13 protein-coding genes are annotated in these 20,524 nt (G+C 42.6%); 12 read left to right on the forward strand and 1 reads right to left on the reverse strand.

Annotation, left to right across the window (positions count from 1 at the left end; genetic code table 11):
- Positions 1-354 precede the first annotated feature (354 nt).
- The 8 genes from BLO53_RS08105 to BLO53_RS08140 all read left to right on the forward strand — a co-directional run bounded on the left by BLO53_RS08105 (position 355) and on the right by BLO53_RS08140 (position 15,105).
- The gene (locus BLO53_RS08105) at positions 355-1,701 is read left to right on the forward strand and encodes an MATE family efflux transporter (RefSeq protein ID WP_092060405.1); all 1,347 of its coding nucleotides are present in this window, start codon (positions 355-357) and stop codon (positions 1,699-1,701) included.
- 256 nt (positions 1,702-1,957) lie between these two features.
- Complete coding sequence (locus BLO53_RS08110; protein ID WP_176757214.1) at positions 1,958-3,727, forward strand: ammonium transporter; 1,770 nt, start codon at positions 1,958-1,960, stop codon at positions 3,725-3,727.
- 11 nt (positions 3,728-3,738) lie between these two features.
- Positions 3,739-5,358 (forward strand): asparagine synthase B, encoded by a 1,620-nt coding sequence (asnB, locus tag BLO53_RS08115; protein ID WP_092060407.1) that lies wholly within the window; start codon positions 3,739-3,741, stop codon positions 5,356-5,358.
- A gap of 98 nt (positions 5,359-5,456) precedes the next feature.
- Entirely contained in the window at positions 5,457-7,565 is a 2,109-nt protein-coding gene (locus BLO53_RS08120; RefSeq protein ID WP_092060409.1) for a glutamine synthetase III family protein, read from the forward strand.
- Positions 7,566-7,605: 40 nt separating this feature from the next.
- Positions 7,606-12,165 carry a glutamate synthase large subunit gene (gltB, locus tag BLO53_RS08125; RefSeq protein WP_092060580.1) on the forward strand — a complete coding sequence of 1,520 codons (4,560 nt, stop codon included), beginning with the start codon at positions 7,606-7,608 and terminating at the stop codon, positions 12,163-12,165.
- Positions 12,166-12,176: 11 nt separating this feature from the next.
- Positions 12,177-13,766: a glutamate synthase subunit beta gene (locus tag BLO53_RS08130; protein WP_092060411.1), complete on the forward strand. Its 1,590-nt coding sequence runs from the start codon at positions 12,177-12,179 to the stop codon at positions 13,764-13,766.
- Positions 13,767-13,888: 122 nt separating this feature from the next.
- The gene (locus BLO53_RS08135; RefSeq protein ID WP_092060413.1) at positions 13,889-14,197 is read left to right on the forward strand and encodes a hypothetical protein; all 309 of its coding nucleotides are present in this window, start codon (positions 13,889-13,891) and stop codon (positions 14,195-14,197) included.
- An 89-nt stretch (positions 14,198-14,286) separates the two neighbouring features.
- The gene (locus BLO53_RS08140) at positions 14,287-15,105 is read left to right on the forward strand and encodes a TrmH family RNA methyltransferase (protein ID WP_092060415.1); all 819 of its coding nucleotides are present in this window, start codon (positions 14,287-14,289) and stop codon (positions 15,103-15,105) included.
- Positions 15,106-15,138: 33 nt separating this feature from the next.
- On the opposite strand, the gene BLO53_RS08145 is transcribed toward BLO53_RS08140, so the two are convergent.
- On the reverse strand, positions 15,139-15,948 hold the full coding sequence (locus BLO53_RS08145) for a PHP domain-containing protein (RefSeq protein WP_092060417.1): 810 nt from the start codon (positions 15,946-15,948) through the stop codon (positions 15,139-15,141).
- A gap of 228 nt (positions 15,949-16,176) precedes the next feature.
- Here BLO53_RS08145 and BLO53_RS08150 point away from each other — a divergent pair, with 228 nt between their 5' ends.
- The 4 genes from BLO53_RS08150 (at position 16,177) to BLO53_RS08165 (ending at position 20,519) form a co-directional block, all read left to right on the forward strand.
- Complete coding sequence (locus BLO53_RS08150) at positions 16,177-17,568, forward strand: GntP family permease (RefSeq protein ID WP_092060419.1); 1,392 nt, start codon at positions 16,177-16,179, stop codon at positions 17,566-17,568.
- Between the two features lie 170 nt (positions 17,569-17,738).
- Positions 17,739-18,974, forward strand: coding sequence for a glycerate kinase type-2 family protein (locus tag BLO53_RS08155; RefSeq protein ID WP_092060421.1), 1,236 nt, complete (start codon positions 17,739-17,741; stop codon positions 18,972-18,974).
- Positions 18,975-19,189: 215 nt separating this feature from the next.
- On the forward strand, positions 19,190-19,924 hold the full coding sequence (locus BLO53_RS08160) for an ion transporter (protein WP_092060423.1): 735 nt from the start codon (positions 19,190-19,192) through the stop codon (positions 19,922-19,924).
- Positions 19,925-20,012: 88 nt separating this feature from the next.
- Positions 20,013-20,519: a gamma carbonic anhydrase family protein gene (locus BLO53_RS08165; protein WP_026489458.1), complete on the forward strand. Its 507-nt coding sequence runs from the start codon at positions 20,013-20,015 to the stop codon at positions 20,517-20,519.
- Positions 20,520-20,524: the final 5 nt, after the last annotated feature.

Raw genomic sequence — 20,524 nt, forward strand, 5'->3', positions numbered from 1 at the left:
TTATCGTAGTTTCCTAAAGAATGGCTTTATTACGTGTGATTACAAGTTTTGTAACATTTTGCAGTTTTCTGAATATATAGGTTGTTAACTATACAAAAGAGAAAATAGAACTATAATTGTCAGTTAATTCACTTATAATCATAGCTTAAACGTTTTAGTTTGTAAACATATTTTTAACAAAGTTTTTGTTTTTGGTAATAAATTGCTTGTTTTTGTGTCAAAAAATGTTACGAGAAACTTAATAAATAGAAGGCTATCTTTTTACCTATATTGATGATAGAGTGAGAATTAGATAAGTACATGGCGTAGCGCCATCTATCAATAGAAATATGGATGATCAGGAAGGATTATCAAATGGAAAAAAGATATGTAACTGATATGACAAAGGGCAATGAGATTGCTCTTTTGGTCAAATTTACAGTACCGATGCTCTTGGGAAACCTATTCCAGCAGTTCTATAACCTGGCTGACAGCATTATCATAGGCCGATTTGGCAACGAATATAGTTTGCCCTCAATAGGTGCAGTAGGAAGTGTCAATTTCCTTTTCTTTTCCCTGTGCCTTGGTATGAGCGCTGGTGTCGGCATCATGATTTCTCAGAACTTTGGTGCAGGCAAGGATGATTATGTAAAGAAGATAGTAGGAAATGCCATCTACATCACATTGGCAGCAGGCATACTTATGAGCTTTGTCAGCGTCGTATTTGCAAGGCCTATTCTTACTCTTATGAAGACTCCGGCAGAATGTATGCCAGAGGCGCTTCTCTATATGAGAATAGTATGCGGTGCCACTTTCCTTGTAGCGGGCTACAACATGATATCTTCAATCTTAAGGGCCCTTGGAGATAGTAAAACTCCGCTTGTTTTCCTGGTTGTAGCATGTCTTATCAATGTTGTTCTTGATATTGTCACTGTAGTTTTGCTTCACTGGGGAGTAGCAGGAGTTGCCGTAGCTACAGTCTTTTCCCAGACCATAGCGATGATAGGTTCTATCCTTGTGGGAGTAAAAAGAAATCCCTATCTTCAGCTAAAGAAATATCATATGGACCTTAATACTGACATTGTGGATAAAGCAGTAAGACTCGGTATACCACTTGCCCTTCAGAACGCTCTTATTGCATTTTCCTGTCTGGCTCTCCAGACCGTTGTTAACAGCTTTGGCAGTGATGTCATGACAGCATATACAGTTACAGGAAGAGTTGAGCAGTTCGTTCAGCAGCCTTTTGGTTCACTTGGAACTGCAGTATCTACCTTTGCTGGACAGAATGCCGGTGCCAAGAAACTTGACAGGGTAAAGAGTGGATGCATAAAGAGTGTTATGCTAGTGGCTGTATTTAGTGTGATCATGATAGCTGTAATGTTTGCTTTTGGCGAAAATATTGTCTGGATATTTACCAAGAATGAGAAAGCGATTGAGATTGGAGCTGCAGGACTTAGGATCACCAGCATGTTCTATTTCTTCCTGGGACTTATCTATGTATTTAGGGGAATGCTAAATGGTGTAGGCGATGCGGCCTTTGCTCTTATTAACGGAATCATAGAAGTTGTAGGACGAATAGGTTTTGCAACAATCCTTATGGCAATTCCCGGAGTTGGCCTTTGGGGATGCTGGTATACAAACGGACTTACCTGGGCTATCACTGGAATAGGATGTGTAGTCAGATACATGCGTGGAAAGTGGAGAAAAAAGATTTTTGTATAATTTTGTATTATTGTATACAAAAAGTTCTTGACATGTTTTTTTATCTGTCTTAGAATTCATAAACATAAAGACAAGGGCGTCTTAGAGATTACTCTCTAAGGCGCTTTCTGTTTATATCAATATTTATGACCAGTAAGTCTCGGTCATACTTTCGTGCGCGATGCAATGGGGCATTCAAGAGCCTTATTGCGTCGTTTTTTTTACATATTTTTACATTGGCCGTGTAAAGAAATCAAAAACTGGAGGAGAAAAGTGTATGAGTGGAGAAATCTTGAGTGAAATAAATGCAAGTGTATTTGGCGTTTGGTTTCTAATAGGCGCGGCTTTGGTGTTCTGGATGCAGGCCGGTTTTGCAATGTGCGAGGCTGGCTTTACCAGAGCCAAGAATACAGGAAATATCATAATGAAAAACCTTATGGATTTCTGTATTGGAACTGTAGTTTTTATCCTAATCGGATTTGGGCTTTTACTTGGGGAAGATCTTGCAGGAGTGATCGGAAAGCCTGGATTTGATATCTTTACAGGTTATGCAAATTTTGACTGGTCTAATTTTGTTTTTAACCTTGTGTTCTGTGCGACAACAGCAACAATCGTTTCAGGATCAATGGCTGAGAGAACTAAATTCATTTCTTATTGCGTGTACTCAGCAGTTATCTCAGCAGTAATTTATCCAATTGAAGCTCACTGGATCTGGGGCGGCGGATTCCTCTCACAGATAGGCTTCCATGATTTTGCAGGTTCTACAGCAATTCACATGGTCGGCGGTATCTCGGCTCTTATCGGTGCTACCTTCCTTGGACCACGTATTGGTAAGTTTGAAAAAGATAAGTCTGGCAAGGTTGTAAAGGTAAATGCTTTCCCTGGACACAATCTTGTAGCAGCAGCTCTTGGTGTTTTCATCCTCTGGCTTGGCTGGTATGGCTTCAACGGCGCAGCAGCAACATCTATTGAGCAGCTTGGAAGCATCTTTGTAACTACAACTATTGCTCCAGCTCTTGCTACAGTAACCTGCATGATTTTTACATGGCTTAAATATGGTAAGCCTGATGTTTCAATGTGTCTTAATGCTTCTCTTGCAGGCCTTGTTGCTATCACAGCTCCCTGCGACGTAACAGATGCTTTTGGTGCAATTGTAATTGGTATTGTTGCAGGTCTTCTTGTTTGCTTTGGAGTATGGTTCCTTGATTACAAGCTTCATGTTGATGATCCGGTTGGAGCAGTTGCAGTTCACTGCCTCAATGGTATCTGGGGAACAATTGCAGTAGGTCTTTTTGCTACAAATTCAGCTCCTGGTTATTCAATTGCAGATGGTTCTGGCAATGAGATGACAGGCCTTTTCTATGGCGGTGGATTTAAACTTCTTGGAATACAGCTTGTTGGTTTCCTTGCTGTAGCAGCATGGACAGTAGTTACCATCACAATTACATTCTTTGTAATTAAGAAGGTACTGGGACTTAGAGTTTCAGAGGAAGAGGAAATCCTTGGCCTTGACTCTACAGAGCACGGTCTTGCATCAGCTTATTCAGGATTTGCCATCATGGATGTTTCAAATACACTTCAGATGTCCGTTAACGAAAATACCGACCTTGGTGTAAGCAACTATGAAGAAGCTTCAGTATTCCAGAAAAATGCTGCAGTTCCAGTTGTATCTGCACCAGTTCATACAGAAACAGGTATTCATAAAGTTGTTATTATCGCCAAGTTATCCCGCTACGACAAGCTTAGAAAAGCTATGAACGAGCTTGGAGTTACCGGAATGACTGTTACTCAAGTCATGGGATGTGGCGTCCAGAAAGGTTCTGGAGATATGTATCGAGGAGTCGAGATGGATGCCACTCTCCTTCCCAAGATCAAGCTTGAGGTAGTAGTAAGTAAGATTCCTGTCGAGAAAGTGATAGAGGCTGCCAAGAAGACCCTTTACACTGGTCACATCGGCGATGGAAAGATTTTTGTATACACACTTGATAACGTAGTTAAGATTCGTACCGGTGAAGAAGGTGCTGCGGCGCTAGCAGACGTCGAATAGGAGGAAAAAACATGTGCGCAATCATTACATATGCACGGAGCGATCTCTCCCAATCCTTTTTTGAAGAGATGCTTGCAAAAACAATATCCAGGGGCCCTGACATGAGCAGGGTCCAAAAAGTGAGAGGCGGCTATATAGGCTTTAACCGCCTCTCAATCATGGGCCTTACAGAAAGCGGAATGCAGCCCTTTAACCTTAATGGAAATACAGTGGTGTGCAACGGAGAGCTGTATGGTTTTAAGGCATTAAAAAAATATCTGGAAGGCCTTGGATATTCTTTTAAAAGTGAAAGTGATTGCGAAATTCTTCTTCCTTTATATGAAAAGCTTGGAACAAAAATGTTTGCCCTTCTCGATGCAGAATTTGCCTGTGTCATATATGACGGAGAAAAAGATAAATTCATTGCTGCAAGAGATCCTATAGGAATAAGGCCTTTGTACTATGGCTATGACAGTGATGGCTATATCGTATTTGCCTCTGAGCCCAAGAACCTAGTGGGCGTTTGCAATAAAATAAAGCCATTTCCACCGGGACACTATTACGAGGATGGCAAGTTTGTCTGCTACAGGGACGTGACAAAAACAAAAGAATTATCTATGAGTGATGTGCAAAACTCAGAAGATATATACAGAAAAGAGTCGCTGGAAGACATCACAAAGAATATCCATGACAAGCTTTTTAGAGGAATTCAGAAGAGACTCGATGCAGATGCTCCTGTGGGATTTCTTTTGTCAGGAGGTCTTGATTCATCACTTGTATGTGGAGTCGCTGCAAAGCTTTCAGATAAGCCGATAGAGACATTTGCCATAGGAATGGACATAGATGCTATTGACCTTAAATATGCAAGAGAAGTAGCAGATTACATTCACAGTAATCACCATGAGGTGATAATCACAAAAGATGATGTCATAAACGCATTGGAGCCAGTAATAGAGGCACTTGGAACCTACGACATAACTACCATAAGGGCATCCATTGGAATGTATCTTTTGTGTAAATGGATCCATGAAAATACCGACATCAAGGTAATTCTCACAGGAGAAATATCAGATGAACTCCTGGGATATAAGTACACTGATTTTGCACCAAGCGCTGAGGCTTTTCAAAAGGAAGCAGTAAAAAGAATCAGCCAGATCCACATGTACGATGTGCTCAGGGCAGACAGATGTATAAGTGTTAACTCCTTAGAAGCTAGAGTTCCATTTGGAGATCTGGATTTTGCTTCTTATGTTATGGGTATAGATCCTGAAAGGAAGCTAAATACCTACGGCATTGGCAAATATCTTTTGCGTAAGGCCTTTGAGGAAGACCAGGTAATACCACATTCAATCCTGATGAGAGAAAAGGCTGCCTTCTCAGATGCAGTAGGGCACTCTCTTAGAGATGACCTCATGGATCATGCAGATAAGACTTATACCTATGCAGAATATGAAATAGCCAGAAAAAAGTATACTCATGCGACACCTTTTACAAAAGAGTCGCTTTTATATAGAGAGATTTTTGAAAAGTATTACCCAGGGCAGTCAGAAATGGTTGTGGATTTCTGGATGCCAAATAAGAGCTGGAAGGGCTGCAATGTAACAGATCCTTCAGCCAGAGTTTTAAGTAATTATGGTGCCTCAGGAGAGTGAGAGTCCCAAGAGTAGAGTATTTAGCGAAGAATTTTTGAGTTTAGTACGAACCTCGGGCGACAAGAATCAGAATATAAAGAAAACGGAGGAAAAAAAGTATGATAGAAGCAAGTAAGCTTACAGAAGAATTTGGAAGCCTTGTCTTTAACGACAAGATTATGAGAGAGCGCCTTCCCAAGGATATCTACAAGGCAGTACATAAGACAATTGAAAAAGGAACACATCTAGAGCTTGAGGTTGCAAACTGCGTCGCAGCAACCATGAAAGAATGGGCTGTGGAAAACGGTGCTACACACTTTACACACTGGTTCCAGCCAATGACAGGACTTACAGCTGAAAAGCATGACAGCTTCATTTCACCAACAGGTGATGGCAAAGTGATCATGGAATTTTCAGGAAAAGAGCTGGTAAAGGGCGAGCCTGATGCATCAAGCTTCCCAAGTGGTGGCCTTAGAGCAACCTTTGAGGCAAGAGGCTATACAGCCTGGGATCCATCATCACCAGCTTTCATCAAGGATGGTTCACTTTACATTCCAACAGCCTTCTGCTCATATGGCGGAGAGGCACTTGATAAAAAGACACCTCTTTTAAGATCAATGGAGGCTCTTTCAAATGAAGCAGTTAAGCTCATGCATCTTCTGGGATATGAGGATGTAAACAGAGTAAATACCACTATAGGTTCAGAACAGGAATATTTCCTTATCGACAAGGATTTCTACAAAAAGAGAAAGGATCTTCTTTTTACAGGAAGAACACTTATTGGTGCTCCTGCATCCAAGGGTCAGGAGATGGAAGATCACTATTTTGGCGTGATCAAACCCAAGGTATCTGCTTACATGCATGATCTTGATGAAGAACTCTGGAAGCTTGGAATTCCAGCCAAGACCAAGCACAACGAAGTTGCTCCATCACAGCATGAGCTTGCTCCAGTATTTGAAACAGCAAATATAGCAGTAGACCACAACCAGCTCACTATGGAAGTTATGAAAAAGGTTGCTGACAAGCACAACTTTGCATGTCTTCTTCATGAGAAGCCATTTGAAGGAATCAATGGATCAGGTAAGCACAACAACTGGTCAATCTGCACAGATACAGGAATCAACCTTCTTGATCCCGGCAAGAACCCTGGGGAGAACCTTCCTTTCCTCGTGTTCCTTATGGCTGTTATTGCAGCAGTTGATGAGTATGCGCCAATCCTCAGACTTTCAGTAGCATCTGCTGGAAACGATCATAGACTTGGTGGTAATGAGGCACCTCCAGCAATCATTTCAATCTTTGTTGGTGATGAACTTGCTGAGGTCTTAAAGGGAGTAGAGGCAGGATCAGCTTATAAGAGCACAGGCAAGGTTCAGATGACTATGGGTGCTACAGTTCTTCCTCACTTTACCAAGGATAACACCGACAGAAACAGAACATCACCATTTGCTTTCACAGGAAACAAGTTTGAATTCCGTATGCCAGGAAGCGCTGTTTCTGTAGCAAATGCCAATATCGTTCTCAATACAGCAGTAGCAGAAGAGGTGGCAAGAATATATGACAAGCTTTCTTCCTACAAGGGAAAAGACCTTAAGGGAGAGGTTATGAAGCTTCTTAAAAAGATACTTGCAGACCACAAGAGAGTTCTCTTTAACGGAAATGGATATACAGACGAGTGGGTAGAAGAAGCTGAAAAGCGCGGACTTCCAAATCTTAAGTCACTTCCAGATGCTATGCCATATTGGATTTCCAAGGAGTCAATAGATCTTTTCACAAAGCACCAGATCTTTACCAAGGAAGAAATCCACTCAAGATATGAGATTCTCCTTGAGAATTACTCTAAGTCAATTCATATTGAAGCTCTGACTTTGCAGGAAATGATCAGAAAAGACTTAACAGAGGGCCTTGTAGCATACCAGAAGGACCTTAGCAGAGAAGCTTCTCAGAAGATGAGCCTTCTTGACAAGAACAGCTGCAAGCTTGAAATAGGAATACTTAAGTCACTTGATAAGTCCAGCGAGGCAATGGACAAGGCCCTTGAAAAGCTTGATAAGGACACCAAAAAGGCCGAGAAGATGACAGAAGCTCTTAAGACAGCAGCTTTCTATCAGAAGACAGTTCTTTCTGATATGGATGAAGTAAGAAAATATGCGGATGAGGCAGAGGCACTTATTCCAGAGAAGTATCTCAGCTATCCAACATATGGAGAGATGCTGTTCTCGCTTAGATAACTTTTTTAAAGGGGAAGGAGAACCAAACGTGGACCAGTGGATGAGGGAAAGAGACGCCTGCGGAATAGGCGCAGTTATAAACATAGATGGCAGACCAGATAACAAAGTTTTAGATGATGCCCTGAGTATTGTGGAAAAGTTAGAGCACAGGGCGGGAAAAGATGCTACAGGAAAAGTTGGAGATGGTGTAGGAATACTCACACAGGTTTCTCACAAATTCTTTAAAAAGGCAGCAGCAAAGTGCGGAATTACTCTTGGAAATGCAGGGGACTATGGCATTGGTATGTTTTTTTTACCACAGGATTCCATGAAGCGCATGTTTGCAAAAAGACTTCTTGAGGTTATTGCCGGCAAGGAAAACTTAAAGGTCCTGGGGTGGAGAGAGGTAGAAATCCATCCGGAGATTCTTGGTGAAGTAGCAAGAAACTGCATGCCCTATATTGCTCAGTGCTTTATCGAAAGACCAGAAGAAATATCTCGTGGTATCGAATTTGACAGGCGCCTTTACTGCCTTAGAAGAGAGTATGAGAAGTCCTCAGAAGATACTTATATCTGCTCTTTTTCATCCAGAACTATTGTATATAAGGGGATGTTTTTGGTAGGACAGCTTCGAAAGTTCTATCAGGACCTGCTTTCTCCTGAATACACTACTGCTATTGCCATGGTCCACAGTAGATTCTCTACAAATACAACACCATCCTGGCAAAGGGCTCATCCCTACAGGATGATAGCTCACAACGGTGAGATCAATACTATCCGCGGTAACAGCGACAGAATGCTTGCTAGAGAAGAAACCATGTCTTCAGATGTGCTAGGTGATGACCTTTTAAAGGTATATCCTGTCATTTCTTCCTCTGGCTCAGATTCTGCAATGCTTGATAATACCTTGGAATTTCTTTATATGAATGGCATGGACCTTCCTCTTGCCATGATGTTGACAATTCCTGAGCCCTGGAAGCATAACGACTTCATGGACCAGGGACGCAAAGACTTCTATCATTACTACGCTACCATGATGGAACCATGGGACGGCCCAGCAGCAGTTCTTTTTACTGATGGAGAGGTATTTGGGGCAACCCTTGATAGAAACGGCCTTCGTCCATCCAGATATTATGTGACCAAGGACAATAAGCTCATCCTCTCATCAGAGGTGGGCGTTCTTGATATCCCTGAGGAGAATATTAAAAAGAAATCCCGTCTTTCACCAGGACATATGCTCCTTGTTGATACTAGAGAAGGACGCATTATTTCAGATGATGAGTGTAAGGAAAAATATTCATCCTCAAAGCCTTATGGAGAGTGGCTTGACAGATATCTTTTGCACCTTGGAGAGCTTGGTATTCCTAACAAAAAGATACCGACTAACACCCAGGAAATGAGGGATAAGCTCTATAAAGTATTTGGATACTCCTATGAGGATGTCAAGGATCAGATCATGCCCATGGCTACAAACGGCATAGAGCCTACTGTTTCCATGGGTACTGATGTACCTCTTGCAATGCTCTCAACTCACCACCAGCTCCTTTTTTGTTATTTCAAGCAGCTCTTTGCCCAGGTTACAAATCCGCCTATCGACTCGCTTAGAGAGAAGGTTGTAACCGATACAACAGTTTATATAGGATCTGATGGTAATCTGTTAAAAGAAAAAAGCGACAACTGCAGGGTTTTGGAGATCAACAACCCAATTCTTACAGGCGTAGACCTCATGAAGATAGAGGCTCTTGATCAGCCTGGATTTAAAGTAAGAAAGATTTCTCTTTTGTATTATAAGAACACATCAGTTGAGAAAGCCCTTGAACAGCTGGATGTGTCTGTGGACAAAGCAGTAGCAGATGGTGTGAATATCATTATTTTGTCCGACAGAGGAGTTGACGAAAACCATATGCCAATCCCATCTCTCTTGGCTGTATCTTCTGTAGAGCAGCACCTGGTCAGAACCAAGAGACGCACCGCAGTATCTATTATTCTTGAAAGCGGTGAGCCAAGGGATGTTCATCAGATAGCAACCCTCCTGGGCTTTGGCGCACGCGCCATCCACCCTTACCTGGCCCAGGAGTGTATTGCTGAACTTATAGATATTGGAATCCTTGATAAGGACTACCACACTGCAATTGTCGATTATAACAAGGCACTTCTCGGCGGTGTAGTCAAGATTGCGGCCAAGATGGGCATTTCAACTCTTCAGTCCTATCAGTCTGCAAGAATATTTGAGGCTATAGGTCTGTCTAAAGAGTTTGTGGATAAGTATTTTACTGGAACAACAAGCAGAGTAGGCGGAATTGGAATAGAGGAAATTGGAAGAGACGTTGAGCTTAGGCACAACAAGGCTTTTGATCCTCTTGGACTTTCTGCAGATACAAGCCTTGACTCAATAGGTTTCCACTCTCTTAGAAGCGGAGCGGACAAAGAAGATCACATGTATAATCCAAAGACCATCGTGACTCTCCAACGAGCAGTACGAGAGGGAGACTACGAGAGATTTAAGGAATATACTCAGATGGTGGATGACGAGGACAGGCCTCATACCTTGAGAGCTCTTTTATCCTTCGTTCCAGCAAAAGAGCCGGTGCCTCTTTCAGAAGTTGAAAGTGAAGAGGATATTGTAAAGCGCTTCCAGACTGGAGCCATGAGCTATGGTTCACTTTCAAAAGAAGCCCATGAGACCCTTGCTATAGCAATGAACAGACTTGGAGGAAAGTCAAATACTGGTGAGGGCGGCGAAGATATAGCCCGTTTTGGAACTGAGAGAAACAGTGCAGTCAAGCAGGTTGCCTCAGGAAGGTTTGGCGTTACAAGCCAGTATCTTTTGAGTGCACAGGAAATACAGATAAAGATGGCCCAGGGAGCAAAGCCCGGAGAAGGCGGACACCTTCCAGGTAAAAAAGTTTACCCCTGGGTTGCAAAGACTCGTTACTCAACCCCGGGAGTTGCCCTGATATCACCACCTCCTCATCATGATATTTACTCTATTGAGGATCTGGCGCAGCTTATCTATGACCTGAAAAATGCCAATGATAAGGCAAGGATATCAGTTAAGCTTGTTTCAGAGGCTGGAGTAGGAACTATCAGCTCTGGTGTTGCCAAGGCAGGAGCACAGGTGATACTGATCTCAGGCTATGACGGAGGAACAGGTGCTGCGCCCTCTTCATCAGTTCATCATGCTGGCCTCCCATGGGAGCTTGGTGTTAGCGAGGCTCACCAGTCGCTTTTGGATAATGGCCTTAGAAGCCGTGTTGTCCTGGAAACAGACGGTAAGCTCATGTCCGGACGAGACGTGGCAATTGCTGCGCTTCTCGGCGCAGAGGAATTTGGTTTTGCTACAGCGCCACTTGTTTGCATGGGGTGCATGATGATGCGTGTCTGCAATAAGGACACTTGCCCTGTTGGCATTGCAACTCAGAACGAAGAACTCAGGAAAAGATTTAAAGGAAAGCCAGAGTATGTCATGAACTTCATGCTCTTTGTGGCAAGGCAGCTGCGAGAGATCATGAGCCAGCTGGGATTTAGGACTGTGGCTGAAATGGTTGGAAGAACAGATAAACTTGTCATGAGAAGCTATGAGGGAAGTGCTCCTGATATAAGACGTAGAAAAGAGGCAGCAGATCTTTCAAGGATTCTTGACAGGGCTTATGTAGAAAGAACCGACAACCACTTTGATCCCAAGGAAGTCTTTGATTTTGGTCTTGAAAAGACTTTGGATGCAAAGGTTCTTATTCCCGAGTACGAGAAAAATGTAGGCAGACTCAGCCTTAGCCAGAGTACGAAAAATATTACTACTAGCAAAAAGAATAAGCCTGAAAAAGATGGAATTGTAAATATCAAGGTGGATGTATCCAGTACTGACAGGAGCTTTGGCACACTTCTTGGAAGCAGAGTTACAGCAGGGTTTCAGAATTCTCTTCCTGATGATTCCATAACAGTAGAAGCCCACGGCGGCGGAGGACAGTCCTTTGGTGCATTCCTTCCAAAGGGCGTTACAATAAGGCTTTTTGGAGATGCCAATGACGGCTTTGGCAAGGGATTATCTGGAGGAAAGGTTGTAGTAAGACCTTCTGGAAAGGCGACATACAAGGCCCATGAGAATATCATTATAGGCAACGTGGCTCTCTATGGAGCAACTACGGGAAAGGCTTATATCTGCGGCATTGCAGGAGAGAGATTCTGCGTTCGAAATTCAGGCGCGATAGCCGTAGCTGAAGGTTGTGGCGACCATGGCCTTGAGTATATGACTGGTGGAAGAGCAGTTATCCTTGGAATGACTGGCAAAAACTTTGCAGCAGGAATGAGTGGTGGAATAGCTTATGTCCTTGATAGGGAGCATACTCTTTACCTTAGAATGAATAAAGATATGGCTTCTTTATACGAAGTAACTGAGAAATATGATATCGCAGAATTAAAGGGTATTCTTGAAGACTACGTAAAAGAGACAGATTCAGCATTTGCAAAAGAAATCCTGTCGGATTTTGACAGCTTTATTCCGGACTTTAAAAAGATTGTTCCTAATGATTATCAAAAGATGATCACGGCAATCGGAAGACTTGAAGAACAGGGTATAGATCACGATACTGCTGTACTTGAAGCCTTTAAGGAACTGGCATAAGGAGGATGACGATGGGAAAAGAAACAGGTTTTCTTGAATATAAAAGAGTTAATAATGGAGATGTTCCTCCAGAAGAAAGAATAAAGACATTTGCTGAGTTTCATAAAGCACTGATTCCAGAAAAGCGAAGGCAGCAGGCAGCCAGGTGCATGAACTGCGGAGTTCCCTTTTGCCAGTCAGCTATGAACCTTGGCGGAATGGTGACAGGGTGTCCCCTTCACAATCTGATCCCAGAGTGGAATGACGAGATTTATAAAGGACATGACAAGCACGCCTTTGCAAGACTCCATAAGACCAGCAATTTTCCTGAGTTTACAGGAAGAGTCTGTCCCGCACTTTGCGAAAAGGCTTGCATGTGCGGCCAGAATGGGGATGCGGTAACTGTTCATGATAATGAGCTGTATCTTGTAGAAACAGCCTTTGCAAATGGCTATATTAAGCCAGTTGTCCCTGCTATCAGAAGCGGCAAGAAGGTTGCGGTTGTAGGAAGTGGCCCATCAGGGCTTGCTGTTGCTGATGAATTAAATCACAGAGGGCACAGCGTAGAGGTATTTGAAAGAGAAGACGAAATAGGCGGCCTTTTGATGTATGGAATTCCAAATATGAAGCTTGATAAGAGCGTTATAAAGCGCAGGAGAAAGCTTATGGAGGAAGAGGGGGTTCTTTTCCATACCGGAGTTAATATTGGAATTACATCAGAGGATAAGATATCGGACAAAAAGGGCAGTACCGGGCCTGAATGGACTTCTCAGAAACTCCTTGAAGATTATGATGCTGTGGTTCTATGCTGCGGAGCCAAGAAGGCAAGGCCTCTAGCGGTTGCTGACCCTGAAAAGGTCAAGGGAGTTTACTATGCGGTTGACTTTTTGACACAGACTACCAAGGCTCTGATAAAGGCATCTGAGAGCAGTGTGGAAAACAGCAGTGATCATCAGCATAGCGATGTGGAAAAAGACAGGGTGTCTGTGGAAAAGTTAAAGAGTCAGGGGGGATATATTGACGCTGCAGGCAAAAATGTTGTTATCGTAGGCGGTGGTGACACGGGCAATGATTGTATAGGAACAGTCATAAGAATGGGAGCAAAGAGTGTTACAGCTCTTGAGATGATGCCAAAGCCTCCTGTAGAAAGGCTTGAGTCAAACCCATGGCCTGAATGGCCTAAAACTCTTAAGACTGACTACGGTCATGAAGAAGCTGTATGTGTTTACGGAAATGATCCGAGAGTATTTGAAACTACTGTTAAAAGCGTAGCTACAGATAAAAAGGGAAATCTAAAGAGTATTGAAACTGTTAAGGTAGCCTTTAAGGATGGGAAACTTACAGAAGTTTCTGGAACTGAAAAGACAATAAAGTGTGACATTCTTCTCATAGCGGCAGGTTTTGTTGGTTGTGAGGATTACACCGCTGAAGCTTTTGGCGTAAAGAGAAGCCCAAGGGGAGTGGTGGTAACTTCTGATGACAGCTATCATATAACGGGAACTAAGCTCTTTTCCGCAGGGGATATGCATAGGGGACAATCTCTTGTAGTATGGGCAATTGCAGAGGGAAGGGCCTGCGCAAAAGAGGTGGATGAGTACCTCATGGGATATACGAACCTGTAATGGAAACTGCAATTCTTTTATGGAACAATTATTGAGGTATTATTCTGCTAATTTGAGGTGGAAAAAACTATAATATCGTTGTATGATATTACCTAGTATTGTTTATATAGGAGGATGAAAGTATGGAAACCAATACAAATACAAAGTCTCATTCAATTCTTAGCTACATCACATGGATTGGCTGGATTGTAGTTCTTTGCATCCGTGACAAGGAAGACGAAGTTGTTAAGCATCACCTCAATCAGTCTCTTGTTATCAACCTCGCAGCTACAATTGTTAACATCATTTCCAGAGTTGGTGGCGTTGTAGGAACTATTTGTGGAATTCTTAGCCTTTGCATTTTTGTATTCTGGATCATCGGCCTTGTTAGAGCTGCTAAGCTCAGCACAGAGCCCCTTCCAGTACTCGGCGGAATTCAGCTTATCAAATAATTGATTTGAGTTGATAGGATAAGGTCTGTTCATTTGAGCAGGCCTTTTTCTTTTATTTATTCGGTCTTAAGGACATGGAGTACTGAGAAATGAATCATAACTATAAAGAAGTAACAACACTTGATATTCCGGAGCTTTCTATTTACCATCAGCTTTCGGAGAATCAGCTGTTTCACATAAATGAGCCAGACCTTGGTATTTTTATTGCTGAAAGTCCCAAGGTTATAGGCCGTGCTCTGGATGCGGGCTATGAGCCTATATCTCTTTTGATAGAAAAGGGACAGACCCAGAAGGATGCCGCAGAAATAATTGATAGATGCAGAGAAAATGGCGAGATTCCAGTGTATATAGGAGAGCCGGATATTCTCTCTAAGATAACCGGATTTCATCTGACACGCGGCGTTCTCTGTGCCATGAAGAGAAAAGAACTGCCGTCTGTAGCGGAGGTGGCTGGAAATGCCAGAAGAATAGCGGTTCTTGAAAATGTAACAAATCCAACTAACCTTGGAGCCATAGTCAGAAGCGCAGCTGCCCTTGGAATGGATGCAGTTCTTTTTACCAGTGGCTGTACAGATCCGTTGTATAGAAGGGCTGCGAGAGTTAGCATGGGAACTGTATTTCAGGTGCCCTGGACATTTCTTCCAGAGGGCAGAGAGTTTAGTTCACTTAAGGAACTAGGCTTTAAGACTGTAGCTCTTGCTCTTAGAAATGATACCAAAGTATTAGATGATCCAGAACTAAAAAACACCGGGAAACTTGCTGTTTTCCTCGGTGCTGAAGGTGATGGACTTCTGCCTGAAACTATTGAAGCCTGCGACTATTGCGTCATGATTCCAATGGCCCATGGTGTTGACTCTTTAAATGTTGCCGCCTGCAGTGCAGTGGCATTCTGGGAACTTGCAAAATAAGCCGTTGACTCCGTCCCCTAGTCCTATTTCCGCTTAGTGCACAACTACAGGTAGCGTCGGTGGCAGAGAGACTTCTGTTAGCTGTTTTTCCTCAGATACAGGATGATAAAAGGCTGAAATATCAAGGCCCTTATTCTCATCAAGTGTCATATCAGGGATAGTGTCTATATCTCTTACAAATACAGGGGTTCCATCTCCACCTAAGAATCCTTTAATGTAATCTTTGATAGAACTAAGTCTATATGGGAAAAGCATTCCTCCCATGTGCTTCTGAGTGAGGTGGTGGATATCTGAGCCTCCACTCATTAAGAAGCTATGTTCCTTGCCATATCTAAACCCTAGAGAATTCTGATGGTCAGGGTTCTCTGCGTTGAAGCACTCAATGCCATCCACATCATTTGGAGCAAGATGGATAGTGCTTAGATATCCCCTTTCTCTGTAGGGATGAGCCTGGAGCATGATTCCGCCAACAGCATTAACGGCCTTGTGAAGTTCAGGCCTTGTCATGTGGATTATCTCAGGAGTCTTTAAAAGCCACTCTTTATCAATTCCATAGAGAAGGTATTCATCACCTTCAAAATTTATTTCAATTCCAAAAAATACATCAAAGTCCTTGTCTTTAGCGGCTTCATAAGCATGCTCGTAGCCAAGGCAATAGTTTTCTACCCACTCTTTCCAGGGGAGAGTTCTGGGAACGGCGGTATTTCCGTTGTAGAAGTGGTCTGTGACAATGATTCCGCTGTAGCCTATCTTTTTCATGTGCGCGATGTACTCTTTTCCCGGAGTATCAGAGCAGGCGCTGCCTTCTATTGTGTGTAAGTGAGTCTCGTATAAGTATGCCATCGTTTATTAATTTCCCTTATTGTTTATCTAGTTGTATTGTGTATTCTCAAGGATTTGCAAGGCTAATAGACTGTTTTTTTGAGGTATTTTTAACTATATTAGCATAAAAATGCACAATTATCAGTCATTAAAATCATCATATACAACATATACATAAAAAGCAGCAGTGGTATACTAAATATAGTGATAAATGAATTATCACACAAAAATATTCGGGAGGACAATTGTATGACAGGATTTCCACTAATTATCATCTTTATTCTTGCAATCGTGCTTATGATTGTAATGATCTCTAAGTTCAAGATACATCCATTTATTTCAATTATGTGTATTTCACTGATATTGGGACTCCTTGCTGGAATCCCGATTGCTGATGTAAAGCTTGATGATGGATCAACCAAGGCAGGTATTGCTACTGTTATCGGCCAGGGCTTTTCAGGAACCTTTACATCAATTGGTATCGTAATTATCCTGGGAGCTCTTATCGGAAGCATCCTGGAGCAGACGGGAGCAGCGCTTAAACTTGCTGACATAGTCATAAAGATAGTTGGCAAAAAACATCCGGTGCTTGCAATGGAGCTTATGGGCTGGGTTGTTTCTATCCCAGTATTCTGCGATTCCGGATTTGTTATCTTAAATCCAATCCGTAAAGCCCTCGTAAAAAGAACAGCAGCTTCCTCGGTAGCTATGTCTGTAGGCCTTGCAGCAGGTCTTTTCACATCACATGTATTCATTCCTCCTACACCTGGACCAATCGCAGCAGCCAACACGCTTGGCATTGGTAACAATCTCTTACTTGTAATGGGACTTGGTGCTCTTTGCTCCATTTTCCCAATCATAGCGGCATACTTCTATGCATTGGCAGTAGGCAAAAAGATAAAGGCAGATGATGAGGCTGATAATGACGAGGTTTCAAAGACCTATGAAGAACTTGTAGCTGAATTTGGCAAGCTTCCAAACGGCTTTTCTGCCCTTGCTCCTATCATCGTTCCTATTATCCTCATGGCTCTTTCAACAATAGCATCTATGGCCAAGATGACAGGCTTTGCGCTTCAGATATTTACATTCCTTGGAACACCTATCATCGCTCTTGCAGTTGGTACAATCTGCGCAATATTGCAGCTTGTAGGCGCAGGCAAGATCCAGAAGTTTTACGATATTACTAATGACACCTTAAAGACTGTAGGACCAATCCTCTTTGTAACCGCAGCAGGCGGCGTTCTTGGTAAGGTAATAGCATCTTCAGATATGGTCAACTATATTTCAGAGCATGCGACAGTTCTTTCTACAGTTGGAATATTCTTCCCATTCCTTCTTGCAGCAATCCTTAAGTCAGCTCAGGGATCATCAACAGTTGCACTTACAACCACAGCTGGTATAGTTGCTCCGCTCCTTCCTGTTCTTGGATTTACAACACCTGTACAGGTTACACTGGTTTGCATGGCAATCGGTGCCGGCGCTATGACAGTATCTCATGCAAATGACTCTTACTTCTGGGTTGTTACAAACTTTGGCTCAATGACACCTGATAAGGGCTATAGGGCATGGACTCTAGGCTCACTCATCATGGGTATCGCAGCAATTGCCGAGATAGCAATCCTGAGCCTGTTCCTTCACTGATCAGGTGATAGAGCCCAGATGACTTAATGAGTATTGCGCTAAACTCATGACACAATAGTGAAAATATTTTGAAATTACGATGGGGCGGCGGGTAGCATATCTATGTGCCGCTCCATCCTTTGTATTGTAGGCTCGATTTCATATTTGAAATAAAAAGGGAGAGGGTATATATGATCAGTTCACTTAGAAAAGATGCAGATATTATCATAAAAAAATCCATAGACGCGGTTCTTCCGGATGAAGCAGTTAAAAGAGCTCTAAAGGGCTTTAAAAAAGGCACTGGCAAGGTGGTTTTAGTGGCAGCAGGTAAGGCGGCCTGGCAGATGGCAAATGCTGCTGTAAAAGAAATGCCGGATATTTCAGAAGGAATTGTTGTAACAAAATATGACCACGTAAAAGGAAACATTCCTGGCATAACTTGTTGTGAGGCGGGACACCCGGTTCCGGATGAGAATAGCTTTAGTGCCACCAGAAAAGCCCTTGATCTGGTAAGGCCACTTGGAGAGGATGATACAGTGCTTTTTCTCTTATCTGGTGGCGGAAGCGCATTATTTGAATCACCGCTTATTCCGGGGGAGGAACTACAGGATATTACTAAGCAGCTTCTTGCCTGTGGCGCAGATATTGTGGAGATAAACACCATCAGAAAGCGCCTTAGCGGAGTAAAGGGCGGAAGATTTGCAGAGGTTGCTGCGCCTGCCAAGGTTTACAGCATTGTGCTAAGTGATATTTTAGGTGACCCCCTTGATATGATAGCCAGTGGCCCTGCGGTTCCAGATACTTCTACATGTCAGCAGGCACAGGAAATTGCAGCAAGGTACAATCTCAAATTGTCAGATGAAGCTAGAAATCTTCTTGGAAAAGAGACACCAAAGGAATTAAGCAATGTAACTTCAGTTATTACCGGCTCAGTCAGGGAACTTTGCACTGCTGCATCAAATGCTGCAAAAGATCTTGGCTATGAACCTATTATTCTTACTGATATGCTCTCCTGTGAAGCAAAAGATGCAGGAAGCTTTTTAGCAAGTATTGCAATAAGTAACAGTAGAAAGGGCGATAAGAAACTTGCCTTTATTGCTGGAGGTGAGACGGTGGTTCACTTAAAAGGTACAGGTAAAGGCGGCCGCAATCAGGAACTTGCCCTATCTGCAGCAATAGGACTAAACGGCCTTTCTAATGCAGCAGTGTTCTCTGTTGGAAGTGATGGAACGGACGGCCCAACAGATGCAGCAGGTGGATATGCGGATGGAGAAACAGTATCAGATCTTAAGGAAAAAGGGCTGAATATCAATTTGTATCTTGATAATAACGATGCTTACAATGCTCTTAAGGCTGTGGATGGGCTTATTATCACGGGCCCGACAGGAACAAACGTCAATGATGTGTCGGTTTTGCTGATTTCTTAAAGAGGGGCAGGGTAAGAATTTATGACAAACAAGCATGGGAAAGACGTATATATAGACGACTTGGGCGTAAAAAAGTCTAAAGTCGGCATATACTCCAGAATATTTGTAATCTTATGTCGGATCTTCAGCATTATACTTGCAGCCTTGGGGATTCTTGCATTTGTAACAGGTAATTTTGGTAGCTAAAGAAAAGACTGTGAGAGGGCCAGAAAGATATGCAGAAAGAGCAGATCAAGAAAAGGGTTTACGAGGTTATCGAAGTATCGAGTATCGGAGATGCTTCCAGCAGAGCTTATGATGTACTTATGACCACTGCTGTAATTGTTGGAATGATTCCACTGACTTTAAAGTCGGATAATTCTTACACTTATGCAATTGAAATGCTGACGACACTGATTTTTGTTATTGATTATGTATCACGTGTCTGGACTGCGGATTACAAGATGGGCTACAAGAGCTTTAAAGCTTATATCGCTTACATTCTCTCACCGATGGCTCTTTTTGATTTCCTGTCAATTGTGCCGGTCATTTATCTTTTTACGCCGGTGGGAGCATCTATCGGGTTACTAAAGCTTTTTAGAGCATTCAGAGTGCTCAAACTGATCAGGTATTCGAAAACTGCTGTTGTCATTGCAAATGTCCTTAGAAAAGTAAAAAAAGAGCTCTTGGCAGTACTGATACTTATAATCATTTACATTTTTGTATCGGCGATGCTTATTTTCCAACTAGAGCCGGATCTTTTTGCAAATTTCTTTGATGCACTCTATTGGGCGACTATTTCTATAACAACAATTGGATATGGCGATATTTATCCAACAACCAATGTGGGACGCCTGATAACTATGGTATCTGCACTGGTAGGAGTGGCTGTGATCGCTCTTCCGTCTGGTATGATAACAGCTGCTTATATTAGTGAGATCAGCAGGAAAAAATCCAAGTACGAGCTATAATATTTTTGGAAAAAAACAAGTCTTTTTTTGCAATAACATAAGAGATAAAATGAGTTAGTTTTGAAAAGATTTGCAGTGAGGGGATTGTATGAGAAAGATTGACAACAGTGTATTTATTGCACCAGGAGCACAGGTTGTGGGAGATGTAACAGTGGGAAGTGACTGCGGCATCTGGTACAACTCTGTAATAAGAGGAGATTCAAGAGAAATCCACATCGGAAACCGCACTAATATCCAGGATCTGGCAGTTCTTCATGTGGACAAGGATTATAAGCTTTCTGTAGGTGACAACGTGACAATCGGCCACAGCGCCATAGTTCATGGATGCAGCGTTGGCAACAATGTTCTGATCGGCATGGGAGCTATCATTATGAATGGAGCTCAGATTGGAAATGACTGTATCATAGGAGCGGGAGCCCTTGTTACAGAGAACACTGTTATTCCTGACGGCATGATGGCTTTTGGAAGCCCTGCCAAGGTGGTAAGACCTATCAGTGATAAGGAGAAACACGGCATCACAGAGAACGCAGATATTTATGTTCAGCATGCAATGGAAGCCAAGATGCATTCCAGAAGAAGGGCAATGCCGCTGTAACCTAG

It is taken from the genome of Butyrivibrio sp. INlla14 (assembly GCF_900102515.1).
Taxonomy (GTDB): domain Bacteria; phylum Bacillota; class Clostridia; order Lachnospirales; family Lachnospiraceae; genus Butyrivibrio.

Excerpts from the sequence above, each read along its gene's own strand:
- BLO53_RS08165 (WP_026489458.1), top strand. The coding sequence starts at position 20,013 with ATGAGAAAGATTGACAACAGTGTATTTATTGCACCAGGAGCACAGGTT.
- BLO53_RS08120 (WP_092060409.1), top strand. The coding sequence starts at position 5,457 with ATGATAGAAGCAAGTAAGCTTACAGAAGAATTTGGAAGCCTTGTCTTT.
- gltB (WP_092060580.1), top strand. The coding sequence starts at position 7,606 with ATGAGGGAAAGAGACGCCTGCGGAATAGGCGCAGTTATAAACATAGAT.
- BLO53_RS08160 (WP_092060423.1), top strand. The coding sequence starts at position 19,190 with ATGCAGAAAGAGCAGATCAAGAAAAGGGTTTACGAGGTTATCGAAGTA.
- BLO53_RS08110 (WP_176757214.1), top strand. The coding sequence starts at position 1,958 with ATGAGTGGAGAAATCTTGAGTGAAATAAATGCAAGTGTATTTGGCGTT.
- BLO53_RS08135 (WP_092060413.1), top strand. The coding sequence starts at position 13,889 with ATGGAAACCAATACAAATACAAAGTCTCATTCAATTCTTAGCTACATC.
- BLO53_RS08105 (WP_092060405.1), top strand. The coding sequence starts at position 355 with ATGGAAAAAAGATATGTAACTGATATGACAAAGGGCAATGAGATTGCT.
- asnB (WP_092060407.1), top strand. The coding sequence starts at position 3,739 with ATGTGCGCAATCATTACATATGCACGGAGCGATCTCTCCCAATCCTTT.
- BLO53_RS08155 (WP_092060421.1), top strand. The coding sequence starts at position 17,739 with ATGATCAGTTCACTTAGAAAAGATGCAGATATTATCATAAAAAAATCC.
- BLO53_RS08130 (WP_092060411.1), top strand. The coding sequence starts at position 12,177 with ATGGGAAAAGAAACAGGTTTTCTTGAATATAAAAGAGTTAATAATGGA.
- BLO53_RS08145 (WP_092060417.1), bottom strand. The coding sequence starts at position 15,948 with ATGGCATACTTATACGAGACTCACTTACACACAATAGAAGGCAGCGCC.
- BLO53_RS08150 (WP_092060419.1), top strand. The coding sequence starts at position 16,177 with ATGACAGGATTTCCACTAATTATCATCTTTATTCTTGCAATCGTGCTT.
- BLO53_RS08140 (WP_092060415.1), top strand. The coding sequence starts at position 14,287 with ATGAATCATAACTATAAAGAAGTAACAACACTTGATATTCCGGAGCTT.